The following is a 17,947-nucleotide window of genomic DNA, read 5'->3' as shown; positions in this document are numbered from 1 at the left end:
TTTGCCTTTGGGCTCATCTTCTTACTTCTCCATGACAGGAATCACGATGCTGGCGTACAACCAAAGAAGTTTTCTCATCGTCGATGATTTCTCCGATTTCCGTAGTTCGGTTCGCTCCATGCTGCGTGAGCTGGGGGTCAAGGAAGTGGACACCGCCGACAGCGGTGAGCAGGCGTTGCGCATGTGCGCGCAGAAACGCTATGACGTGATCCTCCAGGATTTTCACCTGGGCGACGGCAAGAAGAACGGCCAGCAGGTACTCGAAGACCTGATGGTCGACAAGCTCATCAGCCATGAAAGCATCTTTGTCATGGTCACCGCCGAAAGCAGCCAGGCCATGGTCCTCAGTGCCCTGGAGCATGAGCCGGACGCCTACCTGACCAAGCCGTTCAACCGCATCGGCCTGGCCCAGCGCCTGGAAAAGCTGGTGCAGCGCAAGAACCTGCTCAAGCCCATTCTGCAAGCGCTTGACCGTGGCAAGCCGGCTGAGGTGCTGGCCGCCTGCGCCAGCCTGACCCAGCAGGACAAACGCTTTGCGCCCCTGTGCCTGCGCTTTCGCGCCGATGCCCTGCGTGACTTGAACCAGCACGAAACCCTGGAGCGCTTCCTCAAGACCATCCTCGCGGACCGTCCCTTGCCCTGGGCCTACGCGGCGCTCGGCCGGCTGCTGTTCAAGCGCGGCCAGGTCGTGGAAGCACGCACGCTCTATGAAACCGCACTGAAGGCCTTCCCGATGATGCCGGCGCTGTATGACGGCCTGGCGGATGTACTGGTCGCCCAAGGCGAAACCAAGAGCGCCCAGAGTGTCCTGGAAGAGGCCGTGCGCATTTCCCCGCTGGCGGTGCGCCGCCAATCGTTGCTGGGCAAGCTGGCGCTGGCCAACGAAGATTTCGAGGGCGCTTCCAAGGCTTATCGCCAGGCGGTGTTGCAGGGACAGCAGTCGCGTTTCAAGGATCCGGAAAGCGGCCTTGGCCTGGCCCAGGCCTTGATCAGCAAAGGCAGTGAGCGTGGCCTGGATACTCGCACGCGGCTGGAGATCAACCAGACGCTGAGCGCCGTGGCCAAGGAAAACGGCAACGACCAGGGGCTGCAAGTCCGTGCCCGTTTGATGAAGGCCACCAGCTTGCTGCTCAACGACGCCGAGACGGCCGAGAAGCTGACCGAACAGGCCATGAGTCGCCTGGAAGGCATGGACCAGTTCATGAGTGCCGAAGCGGCGCTGCTGGTGGCCAAACAGTTGCAGCAGTTGGGGCATGCGGATGCGGGCACCACGGTGCTGAAAAACTGTGCGGAAATCTACGGCGACGACCCCAGTGTCATGAAGGGCATCGCCAAGCTGACCGACGATCCGGCGATTCTCAATTCCGGCCATATCGCTGCCGACCTCAATCGCCAGGGTGTACGCAGCTACAAGGCTGGCACTTTGAACGAGGCCCGCGATCTGTTTCGTCGGGCCCTGGCGTTGCAACCGAAGAACATCAGTATTGCCCTGAATATGGCGCAGTCGCTGTTGCACGGCATTGACCCGGCGGTCGACGTGGCCTTGCTCGAAGAGTGCCAGGCCTGCCTGAAAACCGTTGGCAAGATGCCCGAAAGCGACCCGCGTCATCCCCGCTATCAGAAGCTGCGAATCAAGGCGTTTGGCGAATGAACGAACAGGACAAGGGGCTCGACTTTTCCCTGGTGATTGCCTCCACCGTGCATGACATGAAGAACTCCCTGGCGATGCTGATGCAGGCGCACAACCGGTGGTTGACGCACTTGTCCGAGGCCCAGCGTACGGCGCCGGAGCATGGCGTGATCGAGTACGAGTTTGCCCACCTCAACGGTATGTTGGTGCAATTGCTGGGGCTCTACAAACTGGGCGTCGACCAGTTGCCGCTGCAGCCCGACTACCACGAGCTGGATGACTTTCTCGAAGCGCAGTTGGCCTGCCAGGCAGATGTCTTCGCCAGCCGTGGCATCGTGGCCCGCTATGAGGTCGGTGACTTCGCCGCGTTGGGGTTTTTCGACCGTGAACTGATCGCCTCGGTGGTCGCCAATATCCTTAACAACGTGGTCCGCTATGCCCGCCAGGAAGTACTGGTCAGTGTGGACGAGGAGAACGAGCAACTGGTGCTGACCGTCAACGATGATGGCGCTGGTTATCCGGTGGCGATGATCGCGCGCCAGGGCGAGTATGTGCAGGGCATCAACCAGAGCAGCGGCAGCACCGGCCTGGGCTTGTACTTTGCTGCGCGGATCGCGGCGCTGCACCAGCGCAACGGGGTTTGCGGGCATGTCGCAATCGATAACGGCGGCCCCCTGGGCGGGGGCCTGTTCCGTCTCTATCTGCCTTAGGCGGCGCTCGCGGCCAGGTAGCTCGTGGCATCCACTTCGATCACCACCGGCTGGCGCAGATCGGTATGGGCCAGCAATTGCTCGCGCAACTGCGCCGGGGTCGCGGCACGGCAGTGCTCGACGTGGCAACTGCGGGCCAGGGCCTCGAAGTCCGGCGTGAGGATATCGACCCCCAGCGGCTCGATATCGCGAGCGTGCATGTAGTCGCGGATTTCCCCATAACACTGGTTGTTCCACACCAGCAGAATCACGCCAATCTCGGCTTCCCTGGCCGCAATCAACTCGCTGCTGGAGAACTGCAGGCCACCATCGCCGACCAGGGCCACGACCGGCCTTTGGGGTTGGGCCAGGCGTGCGCCCATGGCGGCGGGCAGGCCGTAGCCGAGGGTGCCGTAGCCGGTGCCGGCGTTGAACCAACTGGCCGGCTGCGGTGCCTGGTAGCCCAGCGCGCCCTGGTACACCGGCTGGGTGGAATCGCCGACGATCAGCGGGTCTACCAGGCTGTCGCGAATCAATTCGAGCAACCCCTGCAAGCCGTGCTGGCGAGGGTTCCAGCTCTCGCGCTCGGCGCGGTTGGCGCGCTGCACGCTGGCCACCGCCCAGTTCCCGCGCTCGACCTGCGTGCCGCTGTGTTCGAGCAAGGCCTGTAGGCCTTCGCGGGCGTCGCCCACCAGCGCCACATGAGCGCGTTGCAGGCCCATGACCTGCATCGGGTCGATATCCAGGCGAATCAGCGCGCCCTTGAATTGCAGCGGGCCGAGGCCAAAGAAGTCGTAATCGGTTTCGCCCAGTTCGGTGCCTACCGCCAGCACCACATCGGCCTCATCGAACAGCGCCCGGCCATGGGCCGCGGACTGCACGCCGTCGAGCAGCAGCGCATGGCCCATAGGCAGCAGGCCCCGGGCGTTGGTGGTCAGGGCCACGGGCGCTTGCAAGCGTTCAGCCAGGGCACGCAGCACCTCGGCACACCCGCGAGCGCCGCCGCCGGCGAGAATCAGCGGGCGCCGGGCTTCACCCAGCAAGGCCAGCGCCGCCTGGATCGCGGCGGGGGCCGGGGCCGGCGCGGCCGGCAGGCTGCGCGGCATCAGGTTGAGGTCCAGGGCGGGCATGTCCAGCACGTCCAGCGGGATTTCGATATGCACCGGGCGCGGGCGAGCACATTTGAACAGGGCAAAGGCGCGGGCCAGGAGTTCCGGTAGCTCTTGCGGCGATTGCAGGGTATGGCTGAACGCGCAGACGCCCGCGACCATGGCGCGCTGGTCGGGTAGTTCATGCAGATGGCCGTGGCCCAGGCGTAAATGCTGGCGGCGACTGGTGGTGGAAATCACCAGCATCGGCACGGAGTCGGCGTAGGCCTGGCCCATGGCGGTCAGGATATTGGTCATGCCGGGGCCGGTGATGATAAAGCACACCCCCGGCTTGCCGCTGGCCCGTGCGTAACCGTCGGCCATAAAGCCGGCCCCCTGTTCGTGACGCGGGCTGACATGGCGCAGCCGGCTGCCGTGCAGGCCCCGGTAGAGCTCGACGGTATGCACGCCGGGAATGCCGAACACGGTGTCGACGCCATAACCTTCCAGCAGGCGAACCAGCGACTGCGCACAGGTGCTCATGGGACTGCTCCTTATTGTTTTTGTGTGGGGCCCACGCCAGGGGCGGGCACGCGTCAGATCACGTTAGTGCGCGGTAAGCACGCCGGACAATCGAAAAGATTTCCCTTCATTGAGTAAAAAAATTCACGCTTTGCCCACTCGCCGTACCGGTCGCTCGATGCTGCCCAGCTGGGTGTGCAGCCATTCGCTGAAGGCCTGGACGACCGGCCGTTCGGCTTTCTGGTGATCGGCGATCAGGTAGTAGCCACGGTTGGATTCGATCTCGGTCTCGAAGGGCTGCACCAGCAAGCCCTTGGCCAGGGCCTCGCCGCTGATCAGGTTGTCGCCCATGGCAATGCCCTGGCTGGCGATGCACGCCGACTGTACAAAGTGCGCGTCGGCAAACACGATACCGCGCCGCACTTCGACATTGGGCGCCCCGGCGGCGGCCAGCCAGACCCGCCAGTCGGAGTGATCGATCATGTGCAGCAGCGTCGCGCCCTGCAGATCGTGGGCCTGCTTCAGGCCGCCCATGGCATGGGCCAGGCGCGGGCTGCAAACCGGGAAGAAGCGCAGCGAAACGATCTTGCGTACGTGCTGGTTGGGCCAGTCGCCCATGCCGTAGGCGATAAACACATCGGCGTTGCTGTCACTGGTGTCGCTGGGCGTGCGCGGTGAAATCAGGTTCAGCTCGACCTGGGGATACAGGTTCTGAAACTCGGCGATATGGGTACACAGCCAGTAGGTGGCAAACCCCGCCGGGCTGCTGATGCACAGCCGGCCACTGACCTGCTGGCCATCGAAGCGCTGGCCGGCTTCGAGGATATTGGCCAGCAACTGGTGGATATCCCGGGCATAGCACTCGCCCTGATAGGTGATGCGGATGCCGCGCCCGACCCGCTCGGTCAGGGTGAAGCCAAGGATCTGCTCCAGGCTCTTGAGCTGGTGGCTGATGGCGCTGGGGGTCAGGCTCAGCTCGCTGGCCGCATCGGCGACGCTACCGAGCCGGGCCACCGCATCCAGCGCCCGCAGGGCGGTCATGGTGGGGAAGCGCATAGGCGAAGATCACTGTTGCAAGGTGTGAAAAGACCCTCGGCACAATAGCCGCAATTGCGGTCCAGACCTAGCGCCAGGCGCGGTTCAATCCATCGGCCATCGTTGAATTAAATTACCGAGTCGTACGAAAAAAGCTCGATTGACCCCAAAACGCCAGTAGCTAATTCTCGGTCTCCGGCACGGTTGCCCCGCGCCGTCCGCTACCGCCACAAGAACAGAGGGTCCACCCTTGGAATTACAGCCCGGCTCCACCACGCCCGTCGTGGCCATCGATGACCTGCACAAGCGCTACGGTGATCACCATGTCCTCAAGGGCATCAGCCTGCGGGCCAATGAAGGGGAAGTGGTCTCGCTGATCGGCTCCAGTGGCTCGGGTAAAAGTACCCTGTTGCGCTGCATCAACCTGTTGGAGATTCCCTGCAGCGGCAGCCTGCGCATCAATGGCGAGCAAGTGCGTCTCAAGCACGACCGCCTGGGCAACCCGCAGATTGCCGACGCCGATCAGGTGGCGCGCCTGCGTACCCGCTTGAGCATGGTGTTCCAGAGCTTCAATCTGTGGCCCCATCGCACGGTGCTGGAAAACGTGATCGAGGCGCCGGTCTACGTGCTGGGCGAAGACCGCAAGGACGCCATTGTCCATGCCGAGCACTTGCTGGAAAAAGTCGGCCTGGCCGACAAGCGCAATGCATTCCCGTCGTTTCTTTCCGGTGGCCAACAGCAGCGAGTGGCAATTGCCCGGGCGCTAGCGATGCGCCCGCAAGTGTTGCTGATGGATGAGCCGACGTCGGCCCTGGACCCGGAACTGGTGGGCGAGGTGCTGAAAGTGATCCAGGGGATCGCCGAGGAAGGCCGGACCATGATTCTGGTCACCCATGAAATGGCGTTTGCCAAGGACGTTTCGAGCAAGGTGCTGTTCCTCCACCAGGGACGGGTGGAAGAAGAGGGGACGCCACAACAGGTGTTTCTCGACCCGGTCAGCGAGCGCTGCCGGCAGTTTGTAATGGCCCAGGAAAACCGCGTCTAAAGCGCGTCGCCCATCGCCACGGTGGGCACCACAACAATAAAACCGAAAAGGGGAATGCCATGCATCAGCTTCTGAAAATGTTCGCGGGTGGTTGCTTGTTCGCCATGCTGGCCGGCCATGCCGTGGCCCAGGATAAAATCGTCTTCGGGATCGCCCTGGAACCCTATCCACCGTTCTCGATGAAAAGCGGCACCGGCACCTGGGATGGTTTCGAGCCGGAACTGATCAAGGCGCTGTGCGAGCGCCTGCAAGCCGAATGCCCTCTCAAGGAAGTGTCCTGGGACGGCTTGATCCCGGCCCTGCAATCGAGCCAGATCGACGTGATCCTCAATTCCTTGAGCATCACCGAGGAGCGCGAGAAAGTCATCGCCTTCTCCAAGCCTTACTACCAGACCCCGGCCATGTGGGTCGCCGACCAGAGCCTGGAACTGGTGACCACCCCCGAAGGCCTCAAGGGCAAGCTGATCGGCGTGCAGGGTTCGACCTCCAATGCCACGTTCGCCAAGCAGTACTACGCCAAGGGCTCGACCCTGCGCTACTACAACACCCAGGACGACATGATTGCCGACCTGCAAAGCGGGCGGATCGACGTGATGCTCGCCGATGCCCTGACCGTTGAACCGATCCTCAAGAGCGCAGCCGGTGCCGGCCTGGCTGACAAGGGCCTGGCGCCGAACGATCCGCTGTTCGGTTCCGGCATCGGTGCGGCCCTGCGTAAAGGTGACACGGCGCTCAAGGAGCGGATCGACAGCGCACTGGCCTCGATCAAGGCCGATGGCACCTACGACAAGATTCGCAGCCGTTACTTCAGCGTCGATATCTCTGCCCAGTAAGCCGCGCGGTCAGCCGCGCTTCATTTCTCGACGGGATACGCGATGATTTCTCTGTCCGAAGTAACCCAGCTGTTCGTCGCCGACGGCTGGCTCGATGCCCTGGCGCACGGGGCCCTGGTCACCCTGCAGATCTCTGCCGGCGCCTTTGTGCTGGGCTTGAGTATCGGCCTGGTGGTGGCGCTGATCAAACTCCGCGGGCCGCGCTGGCTGGTGCGTCTGGCCAATCTCTACACCACCCTGTATCGCGCGGTGCCGGAGCTGTTGTTGATCCTGCTGCTGTATTACGCCGGTACCGACCTGCTCAATATGCTGATGGCCGCCCTGGGTCGACCAAGCATTACGGTCAATGGTTTTGCCGCGGCAGTGCTGGTGCTGGGCATTGTCCAGGGGGCTTATTCGGCGGAGATTCTGCGCGGCGCGATCCTGGCCATTCCCCACGGCCAGATCGAGGCGGCGCGCTCGTTCGGGATCGAACGCTGGCTGCTGCTGCGCCGGATGATTCTGCCGAGCATGCTGCCCTTCGCCTTGGCCGGTTTGTCGAACCTGTGGCTGGTGCTGGTCAAGGACAGTGCGCTGATCAGCATCGTCGGTTACAGCGAGCTGTTGTCGGTGGGCAAGCAGGCCGCCGGTTCGACCAAGCATTATCTGGTGTTCTACCTCGCGGTGGCGGCGTTCTACTTCATTATCACGCTGCTCTCCAATGGCGCCTGGCGCCTGCTGGAACGACGCATCAATCGCTGGCTGCCACAGCACTGAGGAGCGGGTCATGGATTTTTCCTGGATCAATAGTTTTGCCGGCGAGTTGCTGCACGGGCTCGGCATCACGTTGAAGCTGCTCCTGTTGTCCGGCTTCTTCGGTTTTATCCTGGCAGTACTGGTGGCGTTGGGGCGGTTGTCGCGCAACCCCCTGATCAGCGCGCCATTGCGCGCCTTTACCAGCGTGTTTCGCGGTACGCCGCTGCTGGTGCAGATCTACATCCTTTACTACGGCGTGGGCAGCCTCTTTGCGAGCTACCCGCCGATTCGCGGCAGCTTCCTCTGGCCCTACCTGCGCGACGGCTTCTGGTACGTGGCCCTGGCACTGATCCTGTGTGTCGGCGCCTATGTCGGCGAAGTGCTGCGCGGCGGCCTGAGGGCAGTGCCCAAGGGCGAGCTGGAAGCGGCGCGGGCCTATGGCATGAAGCGCTTCATGGTGCTGCGCCGGGTCTGGTTGCCGCGTGCCCTGCAGTTGTCACGCCCGACCCTGGTAGGCGAGTGCGTATTGCTGCTCAAGGCCACTGCGCTGGCCTCCACCGTGGCGGTGACGGACCTGCTGGGCGCGGCCAACCTGGTGCGGGCCCAGACCCTGAAAGTCTATGAGCCACTGCTCGCGGTCGCGCTGATTTATATCGTGCTGGCCTTCGTGATCGAGTACGGCTGCTCGCGGCTGGGCAAGACGCCCCAGCGCACGGCCTGAGCGAGCCCCCATTAGTCAAAGCCGGCGGTGTTGGCCGGCGAGGAGAACAGAATGCGTTATTCATCTTTTGTCGAGCGCATCAGCGGCGACTCGGTCAGCGCCTGGGATATTCACTACGCGGCGGTCGACGCCCGTGGGCGTGGCGAAGACGTGATTGTGCTGAGCGTTGGCGATCCGGACTTCGCCACCGACAAGGCGATCTGCGATGCAGCGGTGCTCGCACTTCGTGCTGGCGACACGCATTACACCCATGTGCTGGGTCGCCCCTTGCTGCGCGAAGCGATTGCCGCCAAACAAACGGCTCTGCTGGGCTTGCCGATCGGCGCCGAGCAGGTGGCCCTGGTCGCCGGTGCCCAGAACGGGTTGTTCGCCACTGCGTTGTGCCTGTTCCAGCAAGGCGATGAGGTGCTGGTGCCGGAGCCGATGTACCTGACCTACGAAGCCTGCATCCACGCCAGCGGCGCGCGCATCGCCACCATCGAGCAACCGGCGGCCAATGGCTTCCGGCTGACGGCCGCGGCGCTTGAGGCCGCCATTACCGACAAGACCCGCGGGATCGCCCTGGCCACACCGTGCAACCCGACCGGCAATGTCTACAGCCGCGAAGAGCTGGAAGCGGTGGCCGATGTGGCGCGGCGGCATGATCTGTGGGTGATTTCCGATGAGGTCTACGGCCAGATCACCTATGACCGCACGCATCTGAGCATCGCGACCCTGCCGGGTATGGCTGAGCGCACGGTGATCCTCAACAGTCTGTCCAAATCCCATGCCATGACCGGCTGGCGGGTGGGCTGGGTTGTGGCGCCGCCGACACTGGTCGGTCACCTGGACAACCTGCTGCTGTGCATGCTCTACGGCCTGCCGGGCTTTATCCAGGAGGCGGCCTTGAAGGCCCTGGAACTGGACGATGAAATTGTCGGCCAGGCCCGCGAGCTCTATCGGCGCCGGCGCGATTTGGTGGTGGCCGGCCTGGGTCAGGTAGCCGAACTCGATTGCCGTACGCCCGAGGCGGGCATGTTCATGTTGGTCGATGTGCGCCGCACCGGCTTGTCGAGCATGGACTTTGCCTGGCAGCTGTTTCGCCAGACCGGTGTATCGGTCCTCGACGCCCAGGCGTTCGGCGCCAGTGCCGAGGGGTTTGTGCGGATCTCCTTCACGGTCGCCGATGACGACCTGAAAGAGGCCTGCAAACGGATTGCCGGCTTTGTCGAGTCGTTGTCCAGCCCGCGCTGAGACCGCATTTTTCTTAACCACCGGCCCGTCCGGTGACGCCATCGACCGGGACTGCCTCCCGGTCGAGCGGGCGCTCCATGCCTGGATATGGCTTCAGGCGCAGATCAAGAGGTGTACCCCGTGACCGATTCCGACCAGTTCAATTCCACCCACTCCGAGGTCGCCCCTTACGCCGACCTGGTCCTGCACAACGGCCGCTTCTATACCCTCGACGTTGCCCAGCCCTGGGCCGAGGCCGTGGCGATCCGAGCGGGGCGCCTGATCGGGGTTGGCCGCCTGGAGACGCTGCAGGCGCTGATCGGCCCGCAGACCCGCCAGCATGATCTGGAAGGGGCCTTTTGCATGCCCGGCCTGCACGACATGCACACCCACCCGGACCTGGCCCTGGCCCCGCGCTACAGCGATGACCTGGATGTCGGCATCGAAGACCCGACACCCGAGCAGTTGGCGGCGGCGATCCATGCCTATGCCGACTCGCACCCTGGCGATGGCTGGATCTACGGCCAGTACTGGGTGCGCTATACCTTTCGCGAAGCCGGCCTGACCCCCGGGCGCGAATGGCTCGACAGCGTAATGCCGGATCGTCCGGTGGCCCTGCTCGACCGCATGTGGGGGACCATGATGGTCAACTCCAAGGCCTTGGAATTGGCCGGCCTCGACCGCCATACCGCTGACCCGCGCAATGGCTATCTGGAACGTGACGAACTGACCGGCGAGCCCAATGGCCTGTTGATCGACGGCGCTTATGCCCTGATCCATGCGGCCATGCCACCGACGCCGGTCGCGGTGCTGCGTCGGGCGTACCGCGATGGCGTGCATTTCCAGACCTCGCGGGGCGTGACGGCGACCAAGTACGTGCATGTGTGCGAACGGCGCCTGGAAGCGCTCAAGGAACTCGATGACGCGGGCGAGCTGACCCTGCGGGTCGAGGCCGCCATCAGTTGGCAGGACGATATCTTCCCGGTGCGCCGGCGTTGGGAGCTGCTCAGTGGCGAGCGGCATTACTATCGCAGCGCCCGCTTGAATGCCAACGCGGTGAAGTTTCATTTCGACGGGACTGTCGAGCCCAAATCATCCTATCTGCTGACCCCCTGGCCGCAGGAGTCGAGCTGGCGCGGCAAGCTCAACCTGACCCCGGAACATATCACCGACATGGTGGTGGATATGGATCGCCGTGGTCTGCGGGTGATTGCCCACTGCACCGGCGACGGCGCCTCGGACGTGTTTCTCGATGCCGTTGCCGAGGCGCGGCGGCGTAACGGGTTCAGCGGTATCCGCCATCAATGCGCCCATAGCACGCTGTTGCACCCGGGTAATCTCAAGCGTTTTCGCGAGTTGGACGTAATTGCCGAATTCTCCCCGGCGGCCTGGTACCCGACGCCTTTCGCCAGTGGCGCGCGTTCGGGCTATGGCAAAGAGCGGCTCAAGCGCATCTACGACTTCAAGGGCGTACTCGCCGCCGGCGGTATAGCGGTGATGGGGACGGACTGGCCGGTGGCTTCCATCGACCCGTGGCTGGCCCTGGAAACCATGGTCACCCGGCAGAATCCGTGGAACCAGGAGCCGGACTGCTTTGGTGAACCGATCACCCTGGAACAGGCCTTGCAGGTCGCCACGCTCAACGGCGCCCATGCCATGGGCCTGGAGCACCTGACCGGCAGCCTGGAGGTCGGCAAGTCGGCGGATTTCGTGGTGCTGGACCGTGACCTGTTCGCCGCCCCGGCGCGCAACTACATCCATCGCACCCAGGTGCAATTGACCTTTGTCGAAGGGCGGCCGGTCTACGACCGCCTCGGCCAGTTCGCCGATACGCCGTTGCAAGCGGTGTGGCAGGGCGAGCCGCCGGTCATCGAGGGGCAGGTCTGATGAGCACGTCCAGTATTGCGGTGACGGTGATCGCAGGGTTTCTCGGTTCCGGCAAGACCACGCTGCTGAACCGCCTGGTGCAGCATGCCGAGAGCGGGCGTACGGCGGTGATCGTCAACGATTTCGGTGAGCTGAATATCGACGCGGCCATCGTCGCCGAAGTGACCGACGCGGTCTTCAGCCTGCAGAACGGCTGCATCTGCTGCACCGTGCAGGAGGACCTGCTGGCGCAACTGGTTGGCCTGACCCAACTGCGCCCGCGCCTGGAGCGCATCGTGATCGAGTGCAGTGGCGTGTCCGACCCACAGCGGATCGTCCAGACCCTCGGTTATCCGCAACTGCGCGAGCAGTTGCATCTGGACACGGTGATTACCCTGGTCGATGCCACTGGCTACGCGGCACTGGAGGGCGAGTTTGCCCGGCTGTCACGAGCCCAGGTGGCCTGTGCTGATCTGGTGCTGCTGAACAAGTCCGACCTGGTCAGCCCCGCCGAGCTGGAGCGGGTTCGCAGTGCACTGGGTACGCGGGCGCGGGTGTTCGAGACGGTCCAGGCGCAGTTGCCGGACGCCTTACTGTTGGCCGAGCGCAGTCCGGTCGAAGGCTTGAAACTGACGCCGTTGGTCGCGCGCCATGACGAACTGTTCGAAAGCTGGGTCTGGAACGGCGAACGGCCGCTCGATCCCCAGGCATTTCGGCAGTGGCTGGCTGCCTTGCCCAAGGACGTGTTCCGCCTCAAGGGCCTGGTCCATCTGCAGGGTAGCGAGGTGCCTTACTGGCTGCAGCATGTGGGCAATCGCAGTCAGTTCAGCCTGGCGCCCCGTCAACAACCGACGCATGCAGTGCAACTGGTGTTTATCGCCAGGCGCGGCAGCGATTTGCAATCACGGCTGCAGGACAGTTGGGCCGATTTGCAGCATTGAAAGAAATACCGCTCGATTCTTGTCGTCCCTGCTTGAAATACTGAACAGCTGGTGCGTATTTTGTACGGGTCGCCGTTCGCGGCTAGTACAACAACAAGGATTGAGTCATGACGACCGATGGCCACAGTTCACTCGCTGAGCGATTGACGGGCATTGACGAGATTGAATGCGTGACGCCGGACCTCAACGGCGTACCCCGGGGCAAGGTGATGACCGCCGAGGGTTTCCTCGAAGGGCGGCGCTTGCAGATGGCGCGTGGGGTGTTGCTGCAATGCATCATGGGCGGCTACCCGCCATCGCGTTTTTACGGCAGCGATGACGGCGACCTGGCCCTGGTGGCCGAACCGAGCCAGATCCACCGCCTGCCCTGGAGCGCCGAACCACGGGCCCTGGCAATTTGCGATGCGGATGAACTGAGCGGTGAGAGTTCGCGCTTGTCGACCCGCGGCCAGCTCAAGGCGGTGATTGCCCGCTATGCCGCGCGCGGCCTGGCGCCGGTGGTGGCGACCGAGCTGGAGTTTTTCGTGTTTGCCCCCAACCCCGACCCGACACAGCCATTCCAGCCACCCGTGGGGCTGGATGGGCGTCGCGAGGACGGGCACTCGGCTTTCAGCATCAGCTCCAATAACGGCCTGCGGCCGTTCTTTGCCGAGGTCTATGCGGCCATGGCGGCTTTGGGCCTGCCGCGCGATACCTTCATGCATGAAATGGGCGTCAGCCAGTTCGAGATCAACCTGTTGCACGGTGATCCGCTGTTGCTGGCCGACCAGACCTTCCTGTTCAAGCACCTGCTCAAGGAAATCGCCCTCAAGCACGGCCTGACCGTGGTCTGCATGGCCAAGCCGCTGGCCCATACGCCGGGCAGCTCCATGCATATCCACCAGAGCGTGGTCGAGCTGGGCACCGGGCGCAACGTGTTCAGCGATGATGCCGGACAACCGACCGCGACCTTCCGTCACTTTATCGGCGGGCAGCAGGCTGGCATGGCCGACTTCACTGCGTTGTTCGCCCCCAATGTGAACTCCTATCAGCGCCTGTGCCATCCATTCGCTTCGCCGAACAATGCCTGCTGGTCCCACGATAACCGGTCGGCCGGGCTGCGTATTCCCGCCAGTTCGCCGGTGGCGCGGCGGGTCGAGAACCGCTTGCCGGGGGCTGATGCCAACCCTTACCTGGCCATTGCCGCCAGCCTGGCGGCCGGCCTGTATGGCATCGAGCACGAGCTGGAGCCGACCGCGGCGATCCAGGGCGAGTTCGAGGTGCCAGAGGGGTTGTCGCTGCCCTGCACCTTGCATGCGGCGCTCGAACGCCTCAAACGTAGTGACCTGGCCAAGGAGCTGTTTGGCAAGGAGTTCATCGAGGGCTACATCGCGTCCAAGACCATGGAAATGACCAGCTTCTTCGATGAAATAACCCCGTGGGAACGCCGCGTGCTGGCCGCTCAGGCGTAGCGCGAAGGCACTGGCTGTAAGACCCCTGTCGGGCTATCGTTGCGCTAGCCCGACACCCCATTCAAGGAGCCGCTCGGAACGCCGATGCGCCAAATCTGGAAATCCTTTCGAGCGCTCTATTTCGCCTCGCTGATGATGTTGATCGGCTCGGGCCTGCTGAGTACCTATCTGGCCCTGCGCCTGGCGGCGGATAACGTCGACGGGCTGTGGATCGGTGCATTGATGGCGGCCAACTACTTCGGCCTGGTCCTGGGTGGCAAGCTGGGGCACCGGTTGATTGCCCGGGTTGGGCATATTCGGGCCTATGCGACCTGCGCCGGGATCGTCGGCGCCGCCGTGCTGGGCCACGGCCTGGTGGACTGGCTGCCGGCCTGGCTGTTTCTGCGGATGATTGTCGGCCTGGGCATGATGTGCCAATACATGGTGATCGAGAGCTGGCTGAACGAACAGGCGGAGGCCAAGCAGCGTGGTCTGGTGTTTAGCGGCTATATGATCGCGTCTTACCTGGGGTTGGTGCTGGGTCAACTGATTCTGGTGGTGCATCCGGCCCTGGGCCCGGAACTGTTGATGCTCGTGGCCCTGTGCTTTGCGCTGTGCCTGGTGCCGGTCGCGATGACCCGACGGATTCACCCGGCGCCTTTGCGCCCGGCACCGCTGGAGCCGCTGTTTTTCATGAAGCGGGTGCCCCAGTCCTTGAGCACGGTACTCGGCTCGGGGCTGATCGTCGGCTCGTTCTATGGTCTGGCACCGCTCTATGCCTCCCAGCAGGGCTTGTCGACCGAGCAGGTCGGCCTGTTTATGGGCTGCTGTATCTTTGCCGGGTTTCTGGTGCAGTGGCCGCTGGGCTGGCTGTCGGATCGTTACGATCGCGCGCTGCTGATCCGCAGCGTGGCGGTTTGCCTGGCCGTGGCGGCGTTGCCGTTGGCGATCTTCAGCCATGTCCCGCTGGAAGTGCTGTTTATCGTCGGGTTCATTGTTTCGCTGTTGCAGTTCTGCCTTTATCCGTTGGCGGTGGCTTTCTCCAATGACCATGTCGAGAGCGACCGACGGGTATCGTTGACCGCGATGCTGCTGATGACCTACGGCATCGGCGCAAGTATCGGGCCCCTGGCGGCCGGGGTTCTGATGAAGCTCTTCGGCAGCCAGATGCTCTATGCCTTCCTGAGCTTTTTCGCGGTGGTGCTGGTCTGGCGCATTCGGCCGAAGGCGGTGACCAATCTGCATCAGGTCGACGATGCGCCGCTGCAGCACGTGGTCATGCCGGATAGCATGTCCAGCTCGCCACTGGTCGCAGCGCTCGACCCGCGGGTCGATGAGCAGGACGTGCAAGAGCAGATGGGCACCGGCAATACCGTGCCGCCCGAGGACGAGGCGCTTGATCCGCAGCCAGCGCAGGCAGCGACTGAGCCCGCTACGTCAGAGGAATCCCCGCCGCGTTGAGCGGCAGACCATAAAAAAACGGGCAGCTGGATAGGCTGCCCGTTTTTTGGTGACGAGGGATGATTCAGAAATCATCGTCCTTGTCGAAGCGGCGCGCTTCGCGCTGTAACTGGTAGACGAAGCGCTCGACCTGACGCTGGACCAGCCCGCTCATATTGTGGAAACGCACACCGGCGAAGGTGATATTGAGCCTTTCTTCGAAGTGCAGGTAACGCAGTTCCACCGGGGCGGTCATGCTGCCAAAGGGCAGGGCGGCAATAAAGCGGTCATAGACCTGGCCCAGTTGCAGGCGCTCGGAGATATCGCCTTCAAAGCGCAGCTTGCAGCCGGTGGCCGAGATATCCAGCAGCTTGCCGGTTACCGGCGACTTGAGCTTCTCGCCGCCGAGTTCGACATTAACCAGTTCGGTCAGCTTCAACGCTGCACGAAAGGCATTGCGCCGCTGGTGGTAGATCACTTCCTCGGGCATCGCACCGCGGTAGCAGCGCCCGCCATTGGCGTCGTCGATGGTCATGGGCAGCGACGATTCCCAGGCGATCCGTACGCCATCGTGGAAACCCTCGACCCGAAAGGGCTCGCCCTGTTCGAGAAAGCGTTCGCCATCGCGGGGAATCATTTCATCCAGGGCCAGGGTCTTGCTGTCCCGGTCGACTTCGATCAGATAGCTTTGAAAGCGTTGGCTGCGTTCATGGAACGTGATGATCAGCGGGTCGTGGCTCTCCTGCAGCTGGCGCAGGTTTGCGGCAATTTCCAGAGGCGTGGTCAACACCTTCGGTGGCTGCGGAGCATCTTCCGCGCTATGGGCATTTGACACGGTTCATCGGTCTCCAGACAAAATTCAGCAGTAGTAGCTGGCATTTTGACAGTATGTCGGGCACCTTCATAGGTGCCCTTTGTTACAGGGTTTAGGCCTGGCTGAGGGCGCGTGGTTTGACCAGCTGGGCTTTCGAGCCGCGGCTGTCGTAGAGCGAAGGGGGTTCGCCACCGTTGAGGATCTTCAATTGGTGGGCGGTGGTAGCCTGCTGCACCTGGATCGAGCGGCCATTGAGGTCATTGGCAGCCTGGCATTCGGCAAGCAACTGGGTCAGCTCATCGCTGGCGCTGAGCAACTGCTCGCCCAGCGAGGATTGCCCGGCGAGGACTTCCAGGCCGGCGCGGCTGGTCGGCAGGTTGAGGCTGTGCAGGATCTGGCTGCGTTTGCGGCCATGTTGCTCAAGCACAATGATCAGGGCTTGCTTGCGCGCGAGGATGTCCTCGAGCACGAGCATTTCACGGCCGTGCAAGGCCAGTGATTCGGCCTGTAGCAGCTCAAGCAGTTGTTGAGCTGGAGCAAAGTCGTCGGTGATCAATTGCAGTAGATGGGTATCGTGCATGGCTGGCTCTAGGGTTTAAGCGTCCAAAAGCCTGGCGCAGGCTCTTGGCTAGCGCTGGGCTTCGAAGTCGAGCAATTTGCTGGCGACACGGTTGCTGTCGACCTTGTAGCTGCCATCGGCGATCGCCTGCTTCAACTCGGCCACACGGGCGCTGTTGACTGCTGGCTGATCACGCAGCTTGTCGGTGATCTTCTGCAACTGTTGAGCCTCATTGCTCAGGTGTACCGATTCCCCGCTGGTTTGGCCAGCGACCTGGGCGGTTTGGGTGTTTGCCGAAGGCGTTTTCTCGCCGACCGCAGCTTCCTTGCCGGCTTGGGTGCGAGCACTGCCGGACAATGGAGTGGAGCTATTAAGACGGCTGAAATCAATGACCATGATCTGGAAAACCTCTGGGTATTTGGACGCTTGCCTTGTTTTCGGCCATACCCGGAAAAACTTTAGGACCGATTAACGGTGCCTATGCGTAATGGCTAATGTCATGCCCATCAGTGGACCTGCCCGACAGTTTAGGAAAAGCCACTGGGTTGCGCCAGTCTTCTACATCGGGACCTCGACCTGGCCGGCGGCAATGACCCGAGCCTTGACCACCCGTTTGGAATTGAGGTTCTTGACTCGTATCTGTTCATTCAGGCCGCCGTTGGTCAGCGCCTCGCCGGGCATGCGCACGCTGAGCGTGCCACTGCGCGCCGTAATGACGACATGATCACCTTTGCGAATGAGCTCGGCCTGCTCTATATGCACCTGGGTAATGACCTGGTCGATAACCAGGGGGCGCACGACCTTTTGGCCGATGGCCTGGTCGATCTCGGTCAGGTAGCCCTGGCTGATCTGGCTGATGTCCCGCTCGCGCAGGGCCACATCTTCCGGGCCGATGACGGCAGTGCGCTTGAGGGGCCGGGCTATGACGACCACATCGCGAAATAGTTTGACCTGGGCCGGTACAAACACCGTCCAGGGTGAATTACCGTCGCAGCGGATGCGTACCGTCACACGGCCCAGGGGTTGAGCCGGGCTTTCAAGGGTGGCTGTCAATTCCTTGTCGCAAAACGCCAGGCGCAGGCGCGGGTCGAGTTGATTGACCTGGATTTCGTAGCGACCGGGGGTCTGGGTAGTTGCCAGATAGTCTTCTACAGTGAATTCAAGAAAGCCCTGGGTTACGCCGATAAGCTGTTCAGGCAGCGTCGGGGTGTCCGCCAGGGCGGAGTGCGTGATGCTAAAAGTCCAGACAATGGCCAGTACGCAGAGTAATCTGCGGTACGGTGATTGCCGGCGTCGAAAAAATGTCGGTAGTGCTTTCATGTCAGTTAAAAAGCAAGGCCCGTGCCGTTTAGCAATGAATGAGCGTCGGACACTGAAGTATAAGGCG

At 62.8% G+C, this 17,947-nt stretch carries 17 protein-coding genes; 11 read left to right on the top strand and 6 right to left on the bottom strand.

Annotation, left to right across the window (positions count from 1 at the left end):
• The first annotated feature begins 46 nt into the window (after positions 1-46).
• Positions 47-1,651, top strand: coding sequence for a response regulator (locus NPS46_RS14135; protein WP_274108174.1), 1,605 nt, complete (start codon positions 47-49; stop codon positions 1,649-1,651).
• Positions 1,648-2,340: a sensor histidine kinase gene (locus tag NPS46_RS14130; protein WP_274108173.1), complete on the top strand. Its 693-nt coding sequence runs from the start codon at positions 1,648-1,650 to the stop codon at positions 2,338-2,340. The genes NPS46_RS14135 and NPS46_RS14130 overlap by 4 nt, the downstream gene beginning before the upstream one ends.
• Here the strand turns inward: NPS46_RS14130 and NPS46_RS14125 are convergent.
• Together NPS46_RS14125 and NPS46_RS14120 are read right to left on the bottom strand one after the other, a co-directional pair.
• Positions 2,337-3,950: a 5-guanidino-2-oxopentanoate decarboxylase gene (locus NPS46_RS14125; RefSeq protein ID WP_274108172.1), complete on the bottom strand. Its 1,614-nt coding sequence runs from the start codon at positions 3,948-3,950 to the stop codon at positions 2,337-2,339. The genes NPS46_RS14130 and NPS46_RS14125 overlap by 4 nt on opposite strands.
• A gap of 123 nt (positions 3,951-4,073) precedes the next feature.
• On the bottom strand, positions 4,074-4,985 hold the full coding sequence (locus NPS46_RS14120; RefSeq protein ID WP_274108171.1) for a LysR substrate-binding domain-containing protein: 912 nt from the start codon (positions 4,983-4,985) through the stop codon (positions 4,074-4,076).
• Between the two features lie 229 nt (positions 4,986-5,214).
• On the opposite strand from NPS46_RS14120, the gene NPS46_RS14115 reads away from it, so the two are divergent.
• The 9 genes from NPS46_RS14115 to NPS46_RS14075 all read left to right on the top strand — a co-directional run bounded on the left by NPS46_RS14115 (position 5,215) and on the right by NPS46_RS14075 (position 15,208).
• Positions 5,215-6,009, top strand: coding sequence for an ABC transporter ATP-binding protein (locus tag NPS46_RS14115; protein ID WP_274108170.1), 795 nt, complete (start codon positions 5,215-5,217; stop codon positions 6,007-6,009).
• A gap of 59 nt (positions 6,010-6,068) precedes the next feature.
• Positions 6,069-6,842: a transporter substrate-binding domain-containing protein gene (locus NPS46_RS14110; RefSeq protein ID WP_274108169.1), complete on the top strand. Its 774-nt coding sequence runs from the start codon at positions 6,069-6,071 to the stop codon at positions 6,840-6,842.
• A 42-nt stretch (positions 6,843-6,884) separates the two neighbouring features.
• Entirely contained in the window at positions 6,885-7,598 is a 714-nt protein-coding gene (locus tag NPS46_RS14105) for an ABC transporter permease (protein ID WP_274108167.1), read from the top strand.
• 10 nt (positions 7,599-7,608) lie between these two features.
• Positions 7,609-8,298: an ABC transporter permease gene (locus NPS46_RS14100; protein WP_274108165.1), complete on the top strand. Its 690-nt coding sequence runs from the start codon at positions 7,609-7,611 to the stop codon at positions 8,296-8,298.
• Between the two features lie 51 nt (positions 8,299-8,349).
• Positions 8,350-9,531 carry a pyridoxal phosphate-dependent aminotransferase gene (locus NPS46_RS14095; protein WP_274108163.1) on the top strand — a complete coding sequence of 394 codons (1,182 nt, stop codon included), beginning with the start codon at positions 8,350-8,352 and terminating at the stop codon, positions 9,529-9,531.
• Positions 9,532-9,651: 120 nt separating this feature from the next.
• Entirely contained in the window at positions 9,652-11,397 is a 1,746-nt protein-coding gene (locus NPS46_RS14090; RefSeq protein WP_274108161.1) for an amidohydrolase, read from the top strand.
• Positions 11,397-12,317, top strand: coding sequence for a CobW family GTP-binding protein (locus NPS46_RS14085; protein ID WP_274108160.1), 921 nt, complete (start codon positions 11,397-11,399; stop codon positions 12,315-12,317). Before NPS46_RS14090 ends, NPS46_RS14085 begins: the two co-directional genes overlap by 1 nt.
• Positions 12,318-12,526: 209 nt before the next feature.
• Positions 12,527-13,768 carry a glutamine synthetase family protein gene (locus tag NPS46_RS14080; protein ID WP_274108538.1) on the top strand — a complete coding sequence of 414 codons (1,242 nt, stop codon included), beginning with the start codon at positions 12,527-12,529 and terminating at the stop codon, positions 13,766-13,768.
• An 84-nt stretch (positions 13,769-13,852) separates the two neighbouring features.
• Complete coding sequence (locus NPS46_RS14075; protein ID WP_274108158.1) at positions 13,853-15,208, top strand: MFS transporter; 1,356 nt, start codon at positions 13,853-13,855, stop codon at positions 15,206-15,208.
• A gap of 64 nt (positions 15,209-15,272) precedes the next feature.
• Here NPS46_RS14075 and NPS46_RS14070 read toward each other — a convergent pair whose 3' ends face one another.
• From NPS46_RS14070 to flgA, 4 genes are all read right to left on the bottom strand, one after another.
• A complete protein-coding gene (locus NPS46_RS14070) occupies positions 15,273-16,022 on the bottom strand; it encodes a flagellar brake protein (protein WP_274108156.1) in 750 nt (249 codons plus the stop codon).
• A gap of 91 nt (positions 16,023-16,113) precedes the next feature.
• Positions 16,114-16,581 carry a flagella synthesis protein FlgN gene (locus NPS46_RS14065; protein ID WP_274108154.1) on the bottom strand — a complete coding sequence of 156 codons (468 nt, stop codon included), beginning with the start codon at positions 16,579-16,581 and terminating at the stop codon, positions 16,114-16,116.
• 48 nt (positions 16,582-16,629) lie between these two features.
• Entirely contained in the window at positions 16,630-16,956 is a 327-nt protein-coding gene (flgM, locus tag NPS46_RS14060) for a flagellar biosynthesis anti-sigma factor FlgM (protein WP_274108152.1), read from the bottom strand.
• Positions 16,957-17,118: 162 nt separating this feature from the next.
• Complete coding sequence (gene flgA / locus NPS46_RS14055) at positions 17,119-17,880, bottom strand: flagellar basal body P-ring formation chaperone FlgA (RefSeq protein WP_274108149.1); 762 nt, start codon at positions 17,878-17,880, stop codon at positions 17,119-17,121.
• Positions 17,881-17,947: the final 67 nt, after the last annotated feature.

The organism is Pseudomonas putida, assembly GCF_028682395.1.
GTDB classification, from domain to species: domain Bacteria; phylum Pseudomonadota; class Gammaproteobacteria; order Pseudomonadales; family Pseudomonadaceae; genus Aquipseudomonas; species Aquipseudomonas putida_AB.
This window is presented reverse-complemented; position numbering and strand designations above follow the sequence as displayed.

Coding starts and splice junctions, on each gene's coding strand:
- NPS46_RS14135 (WP_274108174.1), top strand. CDS start 47: ATGCTGGCGTACAACCAAAGAAGTTTTCTCATCGTCGATGATTTCTCC.
- NPS46_RS14130 (WP_274108173.1), top strand. CDS start 1,648: ATGAACGAACAGGACAAGGGGCTCGACTTTTCCCTGGTGATTGCCTCC.
- NPS46_RS14125 (WP_274108172.1), bottom strand. CDS start 3,950: ATGAGCACCTGTGCGCAGTCGCTGGTTCGCCTGCTGGAAGGTTATGGC.
- NPS46_RS14120 (WP_274108171.1), bottom strand. CDS start 4,985: ATGCGCTTCCCCACCATGACCGCCCTGCGGGCGCTGGATGCGGTGGCC.
- NPS46_RS14110 (WP_274108169.1), top strand. CDS start 6,069: ATGCATCAGCTTCTGAAAATGTTCGCGGGTGGTTGCTTGTTCGCCATG.
- NPS46_RS14105 (WP_274108167.1), top strand. CDS start 6,885: ATGATTTCTCTGTCCGAAGTAACCCAGCTGTTCGTCGCCGACGGCTGG.
- NPS46_RS14100 (WP_274108165.1), top strand. CDS start 7,609: ATGGATTTTTCCTGGATCAATAGTTTTGCCGGCGAGTTGCTGCACGGG.
- NPS46_RS14095 (WP_274108163.1), top strand. CDS start 8,350: ATGCGTTATTCATCTTTTGTCGAGCGCATCAGCGGCGACTCGGTCAGC.
- NPS46_RS14085 (WP_274108160.1), top strand. CDS start 11,397: ATGAGCACGTCCAGTATTGCGGTGACGGTGATCGCAGGGTTTCTCGGT.
- NPS46_RS14080 (WP_274108538.1), top strand. CDS start 12,527: ATGACCGCCGAGGGTTTCCTCGAAGGGCGGCGCTTGCAGATGGCGCGT.
- NPS46_RS14075 (WP_274108158.1), top strand. CDS start 13,853: ATGCGCCAAATCTGGAAATCCTTTCGAGCGCTCTATTTCGCCTCGCTG.
- NPS46_RS14065 (WP_274108154.1), bottom strand. CDS start 16,581: ATGCACGATACCCATCTACTGCAATTGATCACCGACGACTTTGCTCCA.
- flgM (WP_274108152.1), bottom strand. CDS start 16,956: ATGGTCATTGATTTCAGCCGTCTTAATAGCTCCACTCCATTGTCCGGC.
- flgA (WP_274108149.1), bottom strand. CDS start 17,880: ATGAAAGCACTACCGACATTTTTTCGACGCCGGCAATCACCGTACCGC.